General features: G+C 62.6%; 18 protein-coding genes and 1 pseudogene. 1 reads left to right on the forward strand and 18 read right to left on the reverse strand.

What is annotated here, in order from left to right; all coding sequences use genetic code 11:
* Positions 1-2: 2 nt before the first annotated feature.
* The 17 genes and pseudogenes from BN2664_RS07490 to BN2664_RS07570 all read right to left on the reverse strand — a co-directional run bounded on the left by BN2664_RS07490 (position 3) and on the right by BN2664_RS07570 (position 13667).
* A complete protein-coding gene (locus BN2664_RS07490; protein ID WP_007000808.1) occupies positions 3-1601 on the reverse strand; it encodes a terminase large subunit in 1599 nt (532 codons plus the stop codon).
* Positions 1602-1712: 111 nt separating this feature from the next.
* Positions 1713-2003 carry a hypothetical protein gene (locus tag BN2664_RS07495; RefSeq protein ID WP_007000807.1) on the reverse strand — a complete coding sequence of 97 codons (291 nt, stop codon included), beginning with the start codon at positions 2001-2003 and terminating at the stop codon, positions 1713-1715.
* A gap of 33 nt (positions 2004-2036) precedes the next feature.
* The gene (locus BN2664_RS07500; RefSeq protein ID WP_040316958.1) at positions 2037-2324 is read right to left on the reverse strand and encodes an Nmad4 family putative nucleotide modification protein; all 288 of its coding nucleotides are present in this window, start codon (positions 2322-2324) and stop codon (positions 2037-2039) included.
* Positions 2325-2517: 193 nt separating this feature from the next.
* A complete protein-coding gene (locus tag BN2664_RS07505) occupies positions 2518-2853 on the reverse strand; it encodes a hypothetical protein (protein ID WP_007000805.1) in 336 nt (111 codons plus the stop codon).
* Between the two features lie 94 nt (positions 2854-2947).
* Positions 2948-3145, reverse strand: a complete 198-nt coding sequence (locus BN2664_RS07510) for a DUF4314 domain-containing protein (protein WP_007000804.1) — start codon at positions 3143-3145, stop codon at positions 2948-2950.
* The gene (locus tag BN2664_RS07515; RefSeq protein WP_007000803.1) at positions 3142-3798 is read right to left on the reverse strand and encodes a hypothetical protein; all 657 of its coding nucleotides are present in this window, start codon (positions 3796-3798) and stop codon (positions 3142-3144) included. The genes BN2664_RS07510 and BN2664_RS07515 overlap by 4 nt, the downstream gene beginning before the upstream one ends.
* Positions 3795-3980 carry a hypothetical protein gene (locus tag BN2664_RS07520; protein ID WP_007000802.1) on the reverse strand — a complete coding sequence of 62 codons (186 nt, stop codon included), beginning with the start codon at positions 3978-3980 and terminating at the stop codon, positions 3795-3797. The genes BN2664_RS07515 and BN2664_RS07520 overlap by 4 nt, the downstream gene beginning before the upstream one ends.
* A 147-nt stretch (positions 3981-4127) precedes the next feature.
* Positions 4128-5378, reverse strand: a complete 1251-nt coding sequence (locus BN2664_RS07525) for a site-specific DNA-methyltransferase (RefSeq protein ID WP_007000801.1) — start codon at positions 5376-5378, stop codon at positions 4128-4130.
* Positions 5350-6540, reverse strand: a complete 1191-nt coding sequence (metK, locus tag BN2664_RS07530) for a methionine adenosyltransferase (protein WP_007000800.1) — start codon at positions 6538-6540, stop codon at positions 5350-5352. Before metK ends, BN2664_RS07525 begins: the two co-directional genes overlap by 29 nt.
* 87 nt (positions 6541-6627) lie before the next feature.
* Positions 6628-7203 (reverse strand): P27 family phage terminase small subunit, encoded by a 576-nt coding sequence (locus BN2664_RS07535; RefSeq protein WP_007000799.1) that lies wholly within the window; start codon positions 7201-7203, stop codon positions 6628-6630.
* A 245-nt stretch (positions 7204-7448) separates the two neighbouring features.
* Positions 7449-7826: an HNH endonuclease gene (locus tag BN2664_RS07540; protein ID WP_007000798.1), complete on the reverse strand. Its 378-nt coding sequence runs from the start codon at positions 7824-7826 to the stop codon at positions 7449-7451.
* Between the two features lie 155 nt (positions 7827-7981).
* Positions 7982-8446, reverse strand: a complete 465-nt coding sequence (locus BN2664_RS07545; protein WP_007000797.1) for a hypothetical protein — start codon at positions 8444-8446, stop codon at positions 7982-7984.
* Positions 8443-9804 (reverse strand): DEAD/DEAH box helicase, encoded by a 1362-nt coding sequence (locus tag BN2664_RS07550; protein ID WP_007000796.1) that lies wholly within the window; start codon positions 9802-9804, stop codon positions 8443-8445. The genes BN2664_RS07545 and BN2664_RS07550 overlap by 4 nt, the downstream gene beginning before the upstream one ends.
* Positions 9785-10063: a VRR-NUC domain-containing protein gene (locus tag BN2664_RS07555; protein ID WP_007000795.1), complete on the reverse strand. Its 279-nt coding sequence runs from the start codon at positions 10061-10063 to the stop codon at positions 9785-9787. The genes BN2664_RS07550 and BN2664_RS07555 overlap by 20 nt, the downstream gene beginning before the upstream one ends.
* Positions 10064-10196: 133 nt before the next feature.
* Positions 10197-12464, reverse strand: a complete 2268-nt coding sequence (locus tag BN2664_RS07560; protein WP_007000794.1) for a phage/plasmid primase, P4 family — start codon at positions 12462-12464, stop codon at positions 10197-10199.
* Positions 12461-12904 carry a DUF7768 domain-containing protein gene (locus BN2664_RS07565; RefSeq protein WP_007000793.1) on the reverse strand — a complete coding sequence of 148 codons (444 nt, stop codon included), beginning with the start codon at positions 12902-12904 and terminating at the stop codon, positions 12461-12463. Before BN2664_RS07565 ends, BN2664_RS07560 begins: the two co-directional genes overlap by 4 nt.
* Positions 12901-13667 (reverse strand): annotated as a pseudogene (locus tag BN2664_RS07570) (phage antirepressor). The gene BN2664_RS07565 and the pseudogene BN2664_RS07570 overlap by 4 nt, the downstream one beginning before the upstream one ends.
* 163 nt (positions 13668-13830) lie before the next feature.
* Between BN2664_RS07570 and BN2664_RS07575 the strand changes: the two are divergent.
* Positions 13831-14652: a TIGR02391 family protein gene (locus BN2664_RS07575; protein WP_007000791.1), complete on the forward strand. Its 822-nt coding sequence runs from the start codon at positions 13831-13833 to the stop codon at positions 14650-14652.
* On the opposite strand, the gene BN2664_RS07580 is transcribed toward BN2664_RS07575, so the two are convergent.
* Positions 14637-15527 carry a DNA polymerase gene (locus BN2664_RS07580; RefSeq protein WP_007000790.1) on the reverse strand — a complete coding sequence of 297 codons (891 nt, stop codon included), beginning with the start codon at positions 15525-15527 and terminating at the stop codon, positions 14637-14639. The genes BN2664_RS07575 and BN2664_RS07580 overlap by 16 nt on opposite strands.
* Between the last annotated feature and the right edge of the window lie 407 nt (positions 15528-15934).

A 15934-nucleotide genomic window follows, 5' to 3' on the forward strand; every position in this document is an offset into this window, starting at 1 on the left:
CGTTAGAGGACGAGCAGCCCGCGCGAGTCGTACACCGACGTGCCCGCGTGGGCGCTGCCGCCTCGGATCGCGCGGTCCAGCGCCATGATGGTGGCCACGACCCCGTCGATCTTCTCGGTGGACTTCTGCTTGTCGGGTTTGATGTTTCCTGCCGGGTCGGTGCGTACATGAATGTTGTCGACCATCCAAGAAAGCACCGGGTGGCCCCCGTGGGCGAGGCGTCCTTCGAGTGCGAGCTTCATCAGCTCCTTGCTCGGTGGGCTCATGTCCTTGAATCCCTGCCCGAAGGGCACGACGGTGAAACCGGCATCGTCGAGGTTTTGGCTCATCTGCACCGCGCCCCACCGGTCGAAGGCGATCTCGCGGATATCGAACCTCTCACCGAGTTGTTCGATGAGGTGCTCGATGTGGGCGTAGTGGACGACGTTGCCTTCCGTGGTCTCCAAGAAGCCCTGGCTGTGCCACAGGTCGTAGGGCACGTGATCACGCGCCACCCGAAGCGACAGGTTGTCCTCCGGTATCCAAAACCACGGGGCGATCCGGTACTTCTCGTCATCCCCGTAGGGCGGGAATACCAGCACGAACGCGGTGATATCCGTCGTGGAGGCCAAGTCCAGCCCTCCGTAGCAGGGCCTACCCTCCAGCTCGTCCAAGTCCACCGGGTCGACGCATGCGTCCCAGATGTGCATGGGCATCCACCGCACCGACTGTTTCACCCATTGGTTGAGGCGAAGCTGGCGAAACGAGTTCTCCTCGGCGGGGTTCTGGCGAGCCGAGTTGCACGCCGCCCGCACCTTCTCCACCGGCACAGTGACCCCAAGCGAAGGATTGGCCTTGTGCCAGACATCTTCGCTTGTCCAGTCATCGTCCACATCAGCGCCGTAGATCACCGGGTAGAACGTGGGGTCGTGTTTCTTGCCCGCCAGGATGTCGCGCGCTTTTTGGTGCTGCTCGTAGCAGATGCTGTGGGTGTCAGTACCTGCGGTGGTGATGAGGAAATACAGCGGCTGGGTGCGCGCATCACCCGAACCCTTGGTCATCACGTCAAACAACGCGCGGTTGGGTTGAGTGTGCAGCTCGTCGAAGACGACCCCGGAGATGTTGAACCCGTGCTTGGAGTACGCCTCAGCCGAGAGCACCTGGTAGAAGCTGTTGGTCGGCTTGTAGATGATCCGCTTCTGACTGCTGAGGATTTTCACCCGCTTCGACAGGGCCGGTGATTGGCGGATCATGTCGGCGGCGACCTCGAAGACGATGCTGGCTTGCTGCCGGTCGGCCGCGCACCCGTACACCTCGGCGGCTTGCTCCCCGTCCCCGCACGTCAGCAGCAGCGCGATCGCAGCAGCCAGCTCGGACTTGCCCTGCTTCTTGGGGATCTCCACATAGGCGGTGGTGAACTGCCGGTAGCCGTCGGGCTTGATGGTGCCGAACAGGTCACGCACGATCTGTTCCTGCCAGCCCAGCAGCGTGAACGGTGTGCCTGCCCAGCGGCCTTTAGTGTGGCGCAGCGCCTGAATGAATGCGACAGCGAAATCAGCTTTGCGCTGGTTGTAGGTGGAGCCGTCTGCCATGAACCTGGTCGGCTGATACGTGCTCGTCATCGTGGCGGCAGCTCCTTCCTCGGGGTATAAGAAAAGCCCCAACCGTGTGGGGCGAAACGGAGAGTGTGGGGCAAGTCCCGATCCGTTGGAGGGTCGGGACGGTGCGAGGGGTTAGCAGTAGGTGGCGCGGAAGTTGGCGACCACCTGGTCGGTGTCGAAGCCGCCGTAGCGCCAATCGGACAGGCCGCGCTGCCTGGCCAGGGCGATGATCTGATCGGCTTTGGTGTAGTGCCAGCCGATGCGGCTGAGCGTGTGGACCGGGATCTTCTCAGCCCCGACCTCCTCGGCGAGCTCGTCGAGGACGCTGAAGGGGATCTCGGCGGCAGCCTGGATCTCACCGTGCGGGGCGGCGTCGGCGGGGATCTCCAGGTGGTTGGTGACCAGCTCCCGGGTGGCGTCCATCGGGTGTCCTCCTTGGCCTTGGTGGGGTGTGGGTTAGATCTGGGTCAGGGCCCAGGCGATGGCGTGCCCGGCGTCTGCGAAAAGGTGGTCGGCCTCGGAGATGAGCTCCAGGGCGCATTCGCTGCGGCCGCGCGCGTTCGGGCCGAAGCCGTCGATCGGGGCTTCGGTGAGGCGGTAGACCTGGGCGCTGTTGCCGTAGCCGTCTTTCTTGGTCCAGGTCGCGAAGGTGGCCAGCGTGTAGTCGCCGTGTGCGAGGATCGCCCCGTAGGAGTCGACGCGCATCTGCAGGGCTTCGGTGGTGAGCTTCTCGGTGGTGTTCATGGCTGTTGTCATTTCCTGAGGTGGTGTTCTTTTGTCATGTACATACAGCCATAGGTGCGGGCACTTATCCAGTCGTATTTGCCCAGATCAGGCACTATTTTTTGGGATCTACAGCACTCGGAAAAACCGTGGAGAAACAAGGCTTGTGACGAGGGAAACCCCGCTCGAGGCAGGGTTTCCGGGTGCCAGCAGGTCAGGCGTTGCGGGTGATGCTGCAGTTCACCAGGTCGCGGGCGTTCAGGGGTGCCAGTTCGCTGACCATGGCGATGGCGCGTCGATAGCCGTCGGTGACCTTTTCGATCTCTTCCGGGTCGAGGGAGCCGTATGAGGTGGTTTGGATCGTCCACTGGCCGGTCTGCCAATCCCGGTACAAGGGCGGGGTGTACGGCATGCGGGCTGCGGGGCGGATCTCGATCGCGAGGTCGTCTGTGGTGTCGATGGTGACGATGGTGTAGGCGAGCCGGTTCGCATTCTCGACCAGGCGCTGGGTGGTTTCCTCTTCGATGCTCATCTTTGCCTGGGTGTTCATGGCTGTGTCCTTCCCTGAGGTGGTGTGCTTTCGGTATGTACATACAGCCATACGTTTTGCCGCATATCCAGTCATTGTTTGCCCTGATGAGCTGCTATTTTTCGGGTTTTTCGGTGGGTAGGGTTTCCCAGGAGTCCTCGCCCGGGATGAGCCCCAGATTCGATCCGGTGTCCCAGTCGACGTGGACGGTGCCGAGGTCGTCGACGAACGCCACGGTGCCAAGCACACCGGGGCGCAGCGTCGTGTACGGGTAGCTGGTGGCGATCAGGCGCACCCGCTGGCCGGGAGTCATGGCCGGTTCTCCTTCCTGCTTGTCGGGGTGCGCCAGGCGGCGTCTCCTTCCAGGCCTGCCAGCAGGATGCGGCGTGCCTGCTTGTGTTCGGGGCCGATGAAGCCCAGGGAGAGCAGGAAGCAGCGCATCGTGTACTTGTCATTGCCCGGTGCAGGCGGTGTGGATCGGATCCGGGTTGCCTCCTGGGCGCGTTGGCAGAGCCTGGCCACAAGTGGGATCACCGCCTCGCGTGCCGTCTCCGGCGTAATCGACTCACACCACGGGAACGAGACCGTCTGGTCATCGTTGAACTCGACGGGTGTGGCCGGGATGCCCAGGGCTTTGGCGATCAGTGGCCCTTTAGCCGCTAGGAGTGCTTCGAGGTTGGCGCGTGTGCGCTCACTCCACCCGGTGGTGGGCATCGTGACCGTTAACGCCACCTCGCCCGGGTCGGCGGTTTCAAAGCCCGCCTTGTAGGCGGCCTCGAGCACGGCCTGCGCCTCGATGCCATCTGGTAGGTAGAGGGTCCAGTCCCGATCCAGCGTGGCGTCTGCGATCTGGTAGGCAAAGGAGGGCGTGCCCAGGTAGGTGGCCTTGACGCCAAGGTGATTGGCGAGAAGCTGGGCGAGCTTTTCCCTGCCCGTTTTGTGCGGGGTGAAGGCGAGGATGCTCATGCCACGACCTCCTGCTCGAACCAGGCGGCCACCATGCTGAGGAAACGCGTCGGGTCACACTCGATCACGCGTACCACCAGCTGGTAGCCAAGTGCTGTGGCAACCCGCAGGGTTTCCTCGGGGTCGTAGACGTTGACTCCGGCTGCGATGAGCTCGCTGATTTCGATGTGTAATTCACTCATGACCAGTCCTTTTCGCTCGGTTCCCCGGATGTGGGGGTGTTTTCGGTCATGTACATACAGCCATACGTTTTTCCGCTTATCCAGTCGTTTTTGCCCTCATCAACGGCTCATTTTCACGCCCCTGTTGTCCCTGCATATTGCGGGGTTTTATTCGCGGTCGCGGTCGACCTGTTTGACCAGATCCAGGTAGGCGTATTGGGTGTCGCCTCGCTGGCAGGTGATCCCGGCTGCGTCCCCGGTCGCCTCGGCGTAGCGGCGCAGGATCACCGAGGCGTACTTCTCGTCGAGCTCCATGAGGTAGGCGATGCGGTCGGTCTGCTCGGCTGCCATCAAGGTCGAACCGCTGCCAGCGAAGGTATCGAGGATGATCGCGTTTGCCTGGGTGGAGTTGCGGATCGGATAGGCCAGCAGATCCAGCGGCTTAGACGTCGGGTGGTCACTGTTTTTGCGGGGCTTGGCGAAGTTCCAGATCGTGGTCTGTTTCCGGTCAGCGAACCACTTGTGCTTGGTTCCCTGCTTCCACCCGTAGAGCACCGGTTCGTGCTGCCACTGGTACGGTGAGCGTCCCAGCACGAGGGAGTCTTTGACCCAGATGCAGCAGCCGGAGAGTTTGAACCCGGCGTCGATGAACGCCTTGCGGAAGTTCAGCCCTTCGGTGTCGGCGTGGAACACATACGCAGACCCGCCCTTGTCGAGAACACCTGCCATGTTGGTAAACGCGGCGAGCAGGAACTCATAGAAGGAGTCGGCCTTCATCGCATCGTTCTTGATCGTGAGCCCATCGGAAGACTCGAAGGCCACGTTGTAGGGCGGGTCGGTGAGCACCAGGTTCGCGCTCTTGCCGTCCATAAGCACCGCGACATCACCGGGGTTGGTAGCGTCCCCGCAGACGAGCCGGTGCCTGCCGATAGTCCAGATGTCCCCGCGCTGGACGAAGGATGCGGCCTCGAGAGCGGCGGTGAGATCGAAGCCGTCATCGGTGACCTCGTCATCGTCGAGGGAACCAATCATCGCCTGGATTTCGTCATCGTCGAAGCCGGTGAGCTCGGCATCAAAGTCGGCCGCGTCCAGGTCGGCGATGAGCAGGGCCAGCTTGGATTCATCCCAGTCGCCGCTGATCTTGTTCAATGCGACGTTGAGCGCCTTCTCGCGGGTCTCGTCCAGTTCGACGACCACGCAGTCAACATCGGTGTGGCCGAGGTCGGCGAGTACTTTCAGGCGCTGGTGGCCGCCGACGACGTGGCCGGTGGTGTGGTTGTAGATCACTGGCTCGACGTAACCGAACTCGGTGAGGCTGCGCTTGAGCTTGTCGTATTCTGGATCTCCTGGTTTTAGGTCCTTACGCGGGTTGTAGTCGGCGGGCTTGAGCTCACTGATGGGTAGCTGCTTGATGAGCACGGCGGATCACCTCCGTGGTGAGCTTGTCGGTAAACGGCAGCGTCCATTCCCACTCGCTCAGGCCATGGCCCATGTGCCCGTAGGTGGAAAGCTTCGCGTAGATGGGGGCTCTAAGGCCGAGGCGTTCGATGATCGCGGCCGGGCGCAGCGGGAAGATCGCCTGGGCGGCGTCGGTGAGCAGCCAGTCCGGGTGCTGACCGGTGCCGAAGGTGTCGATGTGGAACGCGACCGGGTCAGCCTTACCGATTGCATAGGAGATAGCGACGTGGCATTCTTCGGCCAGGCGCGCATCCACCACGGTTTTCGCGATCAGGCGAGCTATGTACGCGCCCGTCCGGTCGACCTTGGAGGGGTCCTTCCCCGAGAACGCGCCACCGCCGTGCGGGCCGAGCCCACCGTAGGTATCGACCATAAGCTTGCGTCCGGTCAGCCCGGTATCAGCGGTGGGGCCGCCGGTGACGAACCGCCCGGACGGGTTGACCAACACGCGCTCAGCCGTGGCACCGGGCAGGTGCTCCTCGATGGCGGGAGCAACGATCAGCGTGCGCACCTCGCGTTCAAGCGCCTCGGGGTCTTTGTTCGCATCGTGTTGGATGGAAACGATCACGGTGTCGATGCCGATCGGGGTGCCCAGCTCGTCGTAGACCACACTGACTTGGGATTTGCCGTCGGGTCCGATCCCACGGATGGTGCCGTCGGTGCGGGCTGTATCGAGGCGGCGGCAGATCTCGTGGGCGAGCACGAGCGGCAGTGGCAGGCGCTGGGTCGTTTCGTTCGTGGCGTACCCGTAGACGGTGCCCTGGTCGCCCGCCCCGAGGCTCGCATACGCCGACTCGTCACCGGCACGGGCCTCGATGGAGGTGGTGACACCTGCGCTGATGTCGGCGGATTGGCGGTGCACCCACACGTAGATGAGGAACCGGTTCGGGTTGTACCCGGCCTGGCGCAGCGCCTCCCGTGTGGAGGCGCGCAGACGGGGCCGGATGGTGGTGGTGATCTCGCCGGTGACGATGATGCGCCTGCCGGTTGCCATGACCTCAACGGCCACGCGTGCCGTCGGGTCGAGGGTGAGGATGTCATCGAGGATGTGGTCTGCGATGAGGTCGCACAGCTTGTCGGGGTGGCCGATACACACAGATTCAGCACTTCGCACTACAGACACGCGAGGGCTCCTTTCACAAAAGCGAACAACAAGAAAGCCCGCCCGTGTGTCGGGCAGGCCAGAAACGAAACAAGGGGTCGCGGGGCGTTAGGAGGAGGCTTTGAGCAGCTGCTCCATGACCTCATCGCCTGGTGTGGTGCCGGAGTAGTCGGTGGTGCAGGTGGCGCGCACGATGTCGAAGATCTCGTACCAGTACACGTTGGCCTGCTTGCCGAACGACTGCGACATGGCCACGAACGGGCTGGCGATTGCAGCGCCCGTGGTGGGGTGTTTGCCGAGCAGACCGAACTTGGAAATCGCCTGCTCGCACTGGATGTAGCGGGCGAACGCCTGCGCGTACTGCTCAATCAAGCGTTTGGAGACGAACTCGGTACAGCCGCGTTCATCCAGCCAGCTCCACGTCTCCCGGTAGACCAAATCCGCGCCGAGTGGTTGGCCGTCGCGCTGCTCGGCAGAGAGGTATTCGCCGGGTTCTGGCATCGTCTCGCCTGCGAGCAGCGCGCCATCGCCGATGTCGGTGCCGTCCAGGTCGAACACATCGAGCTCGGCCGGTGTGGTGAGCCGGGTGGCGGGGCGCCCTGCGGCGAGCTTGTCGTTCAGCGCTTCGGGCTTCGCCCCGGCGCGGACCCTACGTCCGCCCCTGTTGGTGCCGTCTTTGGCCATGGCTTTGCCTCCTTGTCAGGGCGTCGTGCCCTGGTGTGGAGGGCGTGAGGGGTCAATACCCCGTTTGATTCGGCGGTTTTGCGCACGGTTGGCCCCGCCCGCTGAGGAGCGCGCCAGCTGTGGAGATCCGCTCGCCCCCACCCCTCGGCAAACGCGCCACGTCGCCTCGTGCCGGGCCAGCGGCCTCGAGGTCGGCACAGGTGAGGGTCGTCAGGTAGGCCGCGAGAGGCGGGCACACAGCGCGTTTAGTAGCTGTGGACCTGAGGGGCTTGCCGCCACCGGTCGCCATCGAGCGCGGACTGGCGCGAGTGGCACGGCTTGCACAGACTGCGCAGGTTCGACTCGTCATGGGTGCCGCCGTGTTCCAGCGGGATCACGTGGTGGACCTCAGCAACGGGCGTGTACCGGCCACGGGCCAGGCAGTCCTCGCACAACGGGTGGGCCTGCACGTAGGCCGCGCGGATCTTTCGCCACCGGTGGTCGTAGCGTCGGTTGATCTTCGGGTCGCGCTGGTACTTGCGGTAGCGGGTGTCCTCGGCGCGGGCGTGCTCGGGACAGAACCTGGCGTCGGTCAGCTCGGGACAACCGGGCTGGGAGCACGGGCGCTTGGGTTTGAAAGGCATCCGTCTCACCACCCTTGTCGTTCATGGCAACGACCCCCAGACGAACCGTGATGATTCGTCTGGGGGTCGGGACCTACTTTTCAACCACTTACAGCATGCGACAGGCACACCCTGAAAGTCATCCCCTCTTTGCGACACTCATGCGCGCCAATGCTTCAGTCTCTGCCGAACAAGAGACGGGCGAAACGGGCAAGGGCGCGCTGCTTCTTAGCGAAGGCCGTCTTGCGTTCGACGTAGAAGTGCTCGGCAACTTTGACGGCGGCGTCCTCGGCGGAGAGGTCGTCGAGGAAGAAGACCTCGAGGACCAGCCGGTCATCGTCGCTGAGGCTTTCCCAGGCCGGGTTGAACCAATCCATGTAGGCCTGCGCTTTTTGGTTGCGGGCTTTGAGCGCGTCGAGGTTGTCGAGGATCGAGCAGACTCTCGCTTCACCAGCGTGCGGGTTGTTGCCCCGTGGGAGGCCGTCGAATCGGGGTGAGCCGATTGAGGTCAGTGAGGCTTTGAGCTCGTCGGCGTACCCGTCGCCTTGCTGGAGAATGACAGCTTGGGTTGCGTAGTCCTGGAGGACGCCGATGGCGGCTTTGCGGTAGTCGAAGTAGTCCCAGATGGGGTGGTCGTTCATGAGTGAGCCTGCTTTCCCAGAGTTTTTGCGACCGCATTGATCAACGCAGCCTGTGTCGTGTCTTTGTTGTCCAGCGCGGCCAGCACCGCCTCATCGAGGGTGTCGGCTGCTGCCAGGTGGGTGATCGTCACCGGCTGGTCTTGGCCCTGGCGGTAGAGCCTCGCGTTGGTTTGCTGGTAGAGCTCCAGCGACCAGGTCAGGGAGAACCAGACCAGGAGGTTGCCGCCTTGCTGAAGGTTGAGCCCGTGCCCGGCGGAGGCCGGGTGGATCAGCGCCAGGGGAATCTCCCGGCTGTTCCATGCCTCGATGTCGGTACTGGTTGTGAGCTCGCGGGCCTGCGGGAGGCGTTCGGTGATCCGCTGCAGGTCGTGTTTGAACCAGTAGGCCACGAGTAGTGGCTGGCCGTTGGCTGCCTCCACGAGGTCTTCGAGCGCGTCGAGCTTGCGGTCATGCACCACCAGTGGCTGGCCGTCCTCGTCGTAGATCGCACCGGAGGCCAGCTGCAGCAGCTTGCCCGAGAGGGCTGCGGCGTTCGCGGCGTCGATGACCTGCCCGTCGAGGTCGAGCACCATCTCATCTCGCAACCGCTCGTAGGCTTTGCGCTCCTTGACGTCGAGGTCGACGAGCTTCGTGGTGACCGTCAGCTCAGGCAAGCGCAGGTAGTCGGTGGTGCGCATCGACAAGGTGATGTCGCTGATCGCCTCGTAGATCTCGCCCTCAGCACCGGGTGCGGGCTTGTAGGTGAAGATCTGCTGGCCGTTTCGCCGATCGGGCACGAACCAGCGGTTGCGGTAGTAGGTGATGAACCTGCCGAGGCGCTGGCCTTCATCTAGGAGTCGGAACTGCGCCCACAAGTCCATCAGCCCGTTGGCTGCGGGAGTGCCGGTGAGTCCCACGATCCGGGTGATGCGTGGTCGCACGGAGGCGAGTGCTTTGAACCGCTGCGCCCGGTGGTTCTTAAACGAGCTCAGCTCGTCGATGACGACCGTGTCGAACGGCCATGTGTTGCCGAGGTGGCGCACCAGCCAGGGCACGTTTTCGCGGTTGATGACGGTCACCATCGCCTCGGCGGCAAGGGCATCGAGCCGCTGGGCTTTGGACCCGACGGCGACGGCGATGGTGAGCCCGGCGAGGTGGTCCCATTTGGTGGCCTCGGCAGGCCAGGTGTCGCGGGCGACTCGCAGGGGTGCCACGATGAGGACCCGGCGGGCCTGGAAGGAGTCCAGCAGCAGATTCCAGATTGCCGTCAGGGTGATCACCGTCTTGCCCAGGCCCATCCCGAGCAGGATCGCGGCCTGCGGGTGGTCTTCAACGAAGGCGGTGGCCTGTCGTTGGTAGTCATGCGGCTCGTAGCGCATCAGCCACCTCCTGGATCGCGTCAATGTTGTCAACGACGACCACGTCCATGCCGTGGTCTGTGAGTTGGTGGATGCGGCGGCGTTGGATGGGGCGTGGGAGGCGTCCGGGTGCTTTGAGTTCGACGAAGATGACGCGTCCGCGATGGATGCAGATGCGGTCTGGAACCCCTGCGGTTCCTGGGCTGGTGAATTTCCAGCACAGGCCACCGATCGCCTCAACGGCTTGCTTCAAGTGTTGTTCGATTGCTTGCTCGTTCATGGGTTACACGTCCTTGGTGTTTTGCCGAGGGTGCAACCTGGTGCAGGGTCGTTTTGGACTTTTCTATAGGGCTAGTTTTTATGCCCTATAGGAAACTCACATATGGGTCTGCACCAGGCTGCACCCAGCGCTATTACTGCTGGTCAAACTCGTTTTTCAGTTGGAGGCCAAAAACCCTGATCCCGGATTTCATCTTTTTGCGGACAAAGCCGTGGTGTTCTACGGTGGCGTTGAAATCGACCATGGGACGCGCCCACCCGGAGGTGGACATCGCCCACGCCCGGTAGGTCTGGTACAAGTCCCCGGCCCGTTCCGACAGCCCAGGGTCGAGGTCGCAGTGGGCGTCGAGGAACTGGGCGAACCAGTTGTTCTCTTCCCGATACGCCGCTGATGCCTCCACCACTCGGGCCGGGGCCTTGAGGTGGTAGTTCTCGGCGTGGATGAGGTGCGCGCCCTCCATAACCCAGGCCAGGATCGCCCCGCCTGCCTGCGTATAGAGGTAGTCGGCATAGTTCTTGATGTCGGACGTGCCTTCGATCTTGGCTTCGAAGGGGATGACGATGAGCCTGCGCCAAATACCAGCATCCATCGCCCCCACCCTGGGCAGATGGTTGGTGTAGAGAATCAAGGTGTGCGAGGGGGTGAAGGCAAACGGTGCCTTGTATTTCTTCTCCGCGTAGATCTGGTCGGTGGAGGCGAGCTGTTTGACCACGGAGGTGGACATGCGCACGCCTTCTTCGGACTCGGCGGAGATGATGAGGCGTTTGCCTTTGGCCTCAGCCAGCTCCGGTTTGACGTTGCGCATCCCACCGATCGTGAGCACATCAGCGCTCATGTTGCCTGCGTAGGTGCCCAGCACCCGGGCGATCGTGTTCCAGAACGTCGATTTGCCATTGCGACCATCCCCGTAAGCGATGACGAGCGCTTCGACGAACACTTGCCCGATCGCAGCCAAGCCAACGATGCGCTGCACATAGGCGATGAGCTCGGCATCGCCCTGGAAGAACACCTCGAGGGCTTCCTGCCACAGGTGCGCCCCGTCGATGCCAGGGTCGAGGCTGGTCTGCTTGGTCACCAGGTCCGCCGGGTCATGGTCGCGGCGCGATGCGGCTCCGTGGCGCAGATCGTAGGTGCCTGATGGGGTGTTGAGCAGATACGGGTCGGCATCGAGCTGCTCAGGTGTGGTCAGCAGCATGGGGCGGGCTTCTTTCAGGCAGTTGGTAATCCCGCGCGATTCGCGACGCTTGAGCGCGTAGGCCGCATAGGTTTTCGCGTCCTCGAATGCGGCGAACGCCTCTTGTTGGGCGGTGTTGAACATGGCCTGGGCTTTCGCCTTCGACATCGACGCCAACAACATGGCAGCCCCCGTGGCAGCGAGCTGGTCTTTGGCGTCTTCGAGCAGCTTGTGAGCCTCGGCCAGTTGGCGTTCGGTGAGCTCCTGGGCGACGGCTTGGGCTGCGGGAGCGGATTCGTACCAGACACCGTCGTAATAGACGAGCCAGTCGGTGGCCTCCGAGTAGCGCAGCGAGTCCGGATAGGCCTTGGTTAGGGCGTGGGCTTGGCCGACGTCGCTGTAATCGGCGGGGCGTACCGAATCCAGGCTCGCCTCAAAATCCTCTGGTGGCACATACCCGGGCTGGTTCTCGACCGTCTTGGCGAACCGGGTGGCCGACCTCCAGATCGACTCCACCTCTGCCTCGGGCAGCGGCGGGTTGCAGCGTGCGGCCTTGCGGTCAAACAAGTCGCGTGCCTCATCGGTCGTGCCGAGGCGAATCAGCAGCCTGCCAGCAAACCTCGACAAGGTGGCGTTACGCGAACCCTCCTCGATCGCCTGGGTGCCCTCATCCCACTGGGCGAACACGTCCTCCTCCACCGTGTCGGCAAGCCAAGCGTCGATGGTGCGTTCACCCTCGACCACGGTGATCTGCGGATCATTGTGGCCGTAGATGAAGCGGCCAGCGTCGATCGCGTTCGGGTCGAAAAACACGAACCGGGCGGCGAGCTGCTTCTTCAGCCCCGCGTAGGCCTCAGCATCAGTTACGGGGTTAATTGGGAAGTAGACGTGGAAGCGGGGTCTGGGCGACTGGGCACCTTTGGTCCTCTGGTGGTTGCGGGAGGTGGCGGTCATCAACGCCACACCCGCCAGCCGCTCCGCCAGCGATGCCGGGGTGACCCATTCGGCAGCATCCTCGGTGTGGGAGTTGTCCACGTCCATCACCAAGCAGTTCGAGGTCACGAAACTGCCAGCCGAGCGCCTGCCACCCACGTACTCGGCAACCACATGATCCAACCGCGTAACCGCCTCCAGGTCGGCTGCCGTGGTCACGGTGTGCGGGTTCGGGTAGTGGGCGTTGTTCTGCTGACCTGCCACTTGCGCGGTGAACATCGTCATCGCCTTCATAGGGTGACCTCCTCAAAGTCGGCGTCGAAATAGGTAATGGGCAGCTCGAGGTGGTGGGCCCATTCGATCTCGGCGCGCATCCCTGCCGAGACGCGGGCCGTGTAGACCCAGATCGCCTCGCACTTGCTCAGAAGAATTCGGTTGAAAAACATCGCCAACTCACGCTCACTCGCGTCGGTGTCGTCCATGAACTGCGGAAACAACAGGTGTGGTGCGAGCGGAATCTTGCGACGTGCCACCGCGTGAGCACACAACGCGCGAGCCAACTCCACGTTGTTCTCTGTGTCATCGGAGTACGGCGAGCAGATGTAGACCAAGGGCCGGTAGCCGTACTCGGCGCGTTGGAGATTCTTCAGCGCCTTGTACGCGGTGGGGTCTGGGTAGCCCTCCGTGTTGTGGGGCGAGAAACCCAGGTCGATGCCGGGAGCAGTCGTCGTCATGCCGCACCGCCGTCCTGCTCGATGACCGGCAGCAGGCCGAACTGGTTCTTCAGCAGGTCGTAGACGAACAAGCGGCCCTTTTGGGTCCAGTACATGTGAGTGCGGGTCTTGCCTTCGTCGTACTCGTGGGTCTTGGACTGCGTGTAGCCCTGCTCGGCGAACCGGGCGTAGAGGAACCAGCGGCCGGACTGCCTGAACTGCACCCCGGCGTCGTGCAGCAGCAAGTTCAGCTTCTTGGCTGACAGGCCGTAGTCCTTGGCGATCTCGGTGATGGTCAGTAGCGAGTCCGACTGGAGCACGACGTCGTAGTAGGAGACCTTCGGGGCGGCCTCGAGCAGGGCTTGCTCGGCGGCCAGCCGCTTGGCCCGCTCGGAGCGAAGCTGGATGATGGCGTGCTCGAGGAACTCGTCGTTGTCAAGAGCTCGTCGATGGCGTAGACGCCGTGGCGGCGGATGGTGGGCAGGACCTCGTTGACAACCCAGGCTTCGAAGTCTTGGGCTGCGGGGAGCTTGGAGGAGAAGATGAGCCGGTACAGGTCACCTTCGGTGATGAACCTGGCTTCTTGAGTGCGACCGAGCGCATCCGTGATGGGGTGGTGAAACGCCACCCCACGTCCATGCTGCTTGATGGCGTTAACTGGATCTTTGTACCCCAAGGCGGTGGCCACATCGCGGCCACAGAAATACACCTTGTCCTCATGCTCGACAGTTCGGATCGTTCCAAAGGCATCGTTGGTGAATACCTGAAGATCTCTCGTAGCCATGTCTGGCTCCTTCTAAGAGCCAGGATTGACGTGAATTCCAGCAAGCCACGGGTGCGGCCGCGTCGGGCTCTCACGCATACGCCCCTGAGCGCGCAAGAATCCGGACACCCGGGTCTTGCTGAAATACTCAGGCCACTCGCTCACATGAGAAGCTGGAGCGGTGATGCAGTCCGATTCTTTCTCCCAACGCTCGACTATCCGCAGTATTGCGAATGTCCTGGCAAGTACCGATTTGCCGGGCCTAAGCGGAAGCCAAATCGACGAGCTTCTCCTCGACATTGGTGCGCCACCGCGTGTTGCCGGGAGTAAGCGAGAAGGACTGTTTGGCGCGCTTACGGAAGGAATGTCCGCAGCGCAAGCAGGTCAACTCACTCGTGAGTTCATAACGACTGCGATGAGCCCGGCACGGCATACCACCGATCGTCAGCGTTGGAATGATTTGCGCCGCTTGCTCAACAAGGTGCTGGCGACCGAAGGATGGCATATCGACGATGCTGGCGAGTTGACCCAACTCGCTGAGGCGGCACGCACATTCGATGATATCGAGCGTCTTACCAGCTCTCTCGTGGAGGAACTTCAGCGGCGCGGTACCCACGAACGCCTAATGGAGTATTGCAGCCAAGAACTGATCGCGGAGTCTCTGTTCCACGCGATATCCGAGGCAGCCAAGTCGATCCCTGACCGCATCCGTATCCTTACTAGCTTGACCGACGATGGTCAGGAGTTGTTCGACGCAGCTTTGGGAACAAACAATTCTGCCCCTAAGCTCGTGATTAATAGCTTTTCCACGGAGTCGGAAAAATCAGAGCACAAGGGTTTTAAGAACCTGCTTATAGGGATCCACGGGCACTATCGCAATCCCCGCGCTCACAAAACCCGACTAGGTAGTGAGGAAGGTAAACATGACTTCCTCGATGCCTTCAGCTTGTTCTCCTATGTCCATCGTCGCCTCGATTCCGCCCAGCGATATCAGTCCTTCATGTAGAAATCACACACGTACCCGTCTGCCGCTAGCGGCAACCCCGCTGCCCAGTCAGGCGTAATGGCCATCAGTTTGCAGATCTCGTCCACGGTGGCCGTGGCGGTCTCCACCACGATCTCGTCGTGGACGTGCATGACGATCCTGTGCCCAGCGCGATCGACCTGGTGCATGCCGAAAGTGAGCAGGTCTCGGGCGACGGCTTGGACGATGTTCTCGGTGAGTTTCCCACCGTAGGTTTCCAACTGGCCCCACTTTCGACCCGTCGTGATGCCCTCGTGCGTGATGGCAGTGCCACCGAACCTGTTCTCACCCAGCTTGGGTTTCACATAGGCCAGGCGACGTCCGGAGGGCAGTCGGACGAACATGATCCCGGACTCCACGGTGAAGGTCAGCGCACCAACACCGGTCGGCTGGCGGGTAGAGATGGCCTCGATGGCGGCGGCGTTGATGTCCGCCCACAGCTGCACCACGCTGGGGTTGGCTGCCCGCCACGCATCGACCAGCGGCTGGAGCTCGGATTCAGCCAGCCCCATCCGCAGCGCCCCCATAGCTTTCAGGGCACCGACGCCGCCTTGATAACCACAGGCGAGCACTGCGATCTTGCCCTTCTGACGCAACCCACTGTTCACGCCATGCTTGTCGACGGGGACACCGAACATGCGGCTCGCGGTCTCGCAGTACAAATCTTTCCCGTCACGGAAGGCCTGAAGCGTGGTGGCCTCGCCTGCAAGCCAGGCGATGACTCGCGCCTCGATCGCGGAGAAGTCGGCCACCACGAACCGGTGCCCGTCGGCGCGGATGAAGTTGCGTACGGAGCGCAGGGTGAACGGCCAGCGGTCGTTCTCGTTGATGTGGAAGACGAGCTTGTAATCGGACATTCTTTTCCCCTTCGAAAATCCCGGCGTGTGCCGGTTGTCACCTGATTATTCTTCTGGTGCTCACACTACAATGTCCGCGGAGTATTTTCACGTCAAGATAAAGCCTTACCCTATCGGTTCTAGCGGGTGCCCGTGCGTCCGCCTGCCCGGCCCTCGTGTTCACGACGCCCGAGCCGCCCTGTCCGCCTGCGGGATCGCCTTGCCTTCACCCACCCCACAAGCGGCCTGGCTGCCGTGACGCAAAAGCTTTCGAGGTGGTGCCGTGGCGAATCAACACGCGTTCGCCTTGCTGGCGGCTCGCAACCCGGTCATGAAGGTGCTGGGCGCGGTGCTCGGGATCGTACTGACCGGCGTCGTCCTGTACTGGGTGTGGTTCGCCCTTGCGACGTCGACCAGAGCAGTGGCGA

Origin of the sequence: Actinobaculum massiliense (assembly GCF_001457435.1) — a bacterium.
GTDB lineage: Bacteria > Actinomycetota > Actinomycetes > Actinomycetales > Actinomycetaceae > Actinobaculum > Actinobaculum massiliense.

Bases quoted from the DNA above. Each gene is read 5' to 3' on its own strand.
- BN2664_RS07495 (WP_007000807.1), bottom strand. From the start codon at position 2,003: ATGGACGCCACCCGGGAGCTGGTCACCAACCACCTGGAGATCCCCGCC.
- BN2664_RS07565 (WP_007000793.1), bottom strand. From the start codon at position 12,904: ATGACGACGACTGCTCCCGGCATCGACCTGGGTTTCTCGCCCCACAAC.
- BN2664_RS07505 (WP_007000805.1), bottom strand. From the start codon at position 2,853: ATGAACACCCAGGCAAAGATGAGCATCGAAGAGGAAACCACCCAGCGC.
- BN2664_RS07515 (WP_007000803.1), bottom strand. From the start codon at position 3,798: ATGAGCATCCTCGCCTTCACCCCGCACAAAACGGGCAGGGAAAAGCTC.
- BN2664_RS07535 (WP_007000799.1), bottom strand. From the start codon at position 7,203: ATGGCCAAAGACGGCACCAACAGGGGCGGACGTAGGGTCCGCGCCGGG.
- BN2664_RS07540 (WP_007000798.1), bottom strand. From the start codon at position 7,826: ATGCCTTTCAAACCCAAGCGCCCGTGCTCCCAGCCCGGTTGTCCCGAG.
- BN2664_RS07490 (WP_007000808.1), bottom strand. From the start codon at position 1,601: ATGACGAGCACGTATCAGCCGACCAGGTTCATGGCAGACGGCTCCACC.
- BN2664_RS07555 (WP_007000795.1), bottom strand. From the start codon at position 10,063: ATGAACGAGCAAGCAATCGAACAACACTTGAAGCAAGCCGTTGAGGCG.
- BN2664_RS07560 (WP_007000794.1), bottom strand. From the start codon at position 12,464: ATGAAGGCGATGACGATGTTCACCGCGCAAGTGGCAGGTCAGCAGAAC.
- BN2664_RS07575 (WP_007000791.1), top strand. From the start codon at position 13,831: ATGCAGTCCGATTCTTTCTCCCAACGCTCGACTATCCGCAGTATTGCG.
- BN2664_RS07580 (WP_007000790.1), bottom strand. From the start codon at position 15,527: ATGTCCGATTACAAGCTCGTCTTCCACATCAACGAGAACGACCGCTGG.
- BN2664_RS07510 (WP_007000804.1), bottom strand. From the start codon at position 3,145: ATGACTCCCGGCCAGCGGGTGCGCCTGATCGCCACCAGCTACCCGTAC.
- BN2664_RS07500 (WP_040316958.1), bottom strand. From the start codon at position 2,324: ATGAACACCACCGAGAAGCTCACCACCGAAGCCCTGCAGATGCGCGTC.
- BN2664_RS07520 (WP_007000802.1), bottom strand. From the start codon at position 3,980: ATGAGTGAATTACACATCGAAATCAGCGAGCTCATCGCAGCCGGAGTC.
- BN2664_RS07550 (WP_007000796.1), bottom strand. From the start codon at position 9,804: ATGCGCTACGAGCCGCATGACTACCAACGACAGGCCACCGCCTTCGTT.
- BN2664_RS07545 (WP_007000797.1), bottom strand. From the start codon at position 8,446: ATGAACGACCACCCCATCTGGGACTACTTCGACTACCGCAAAGCCGCC.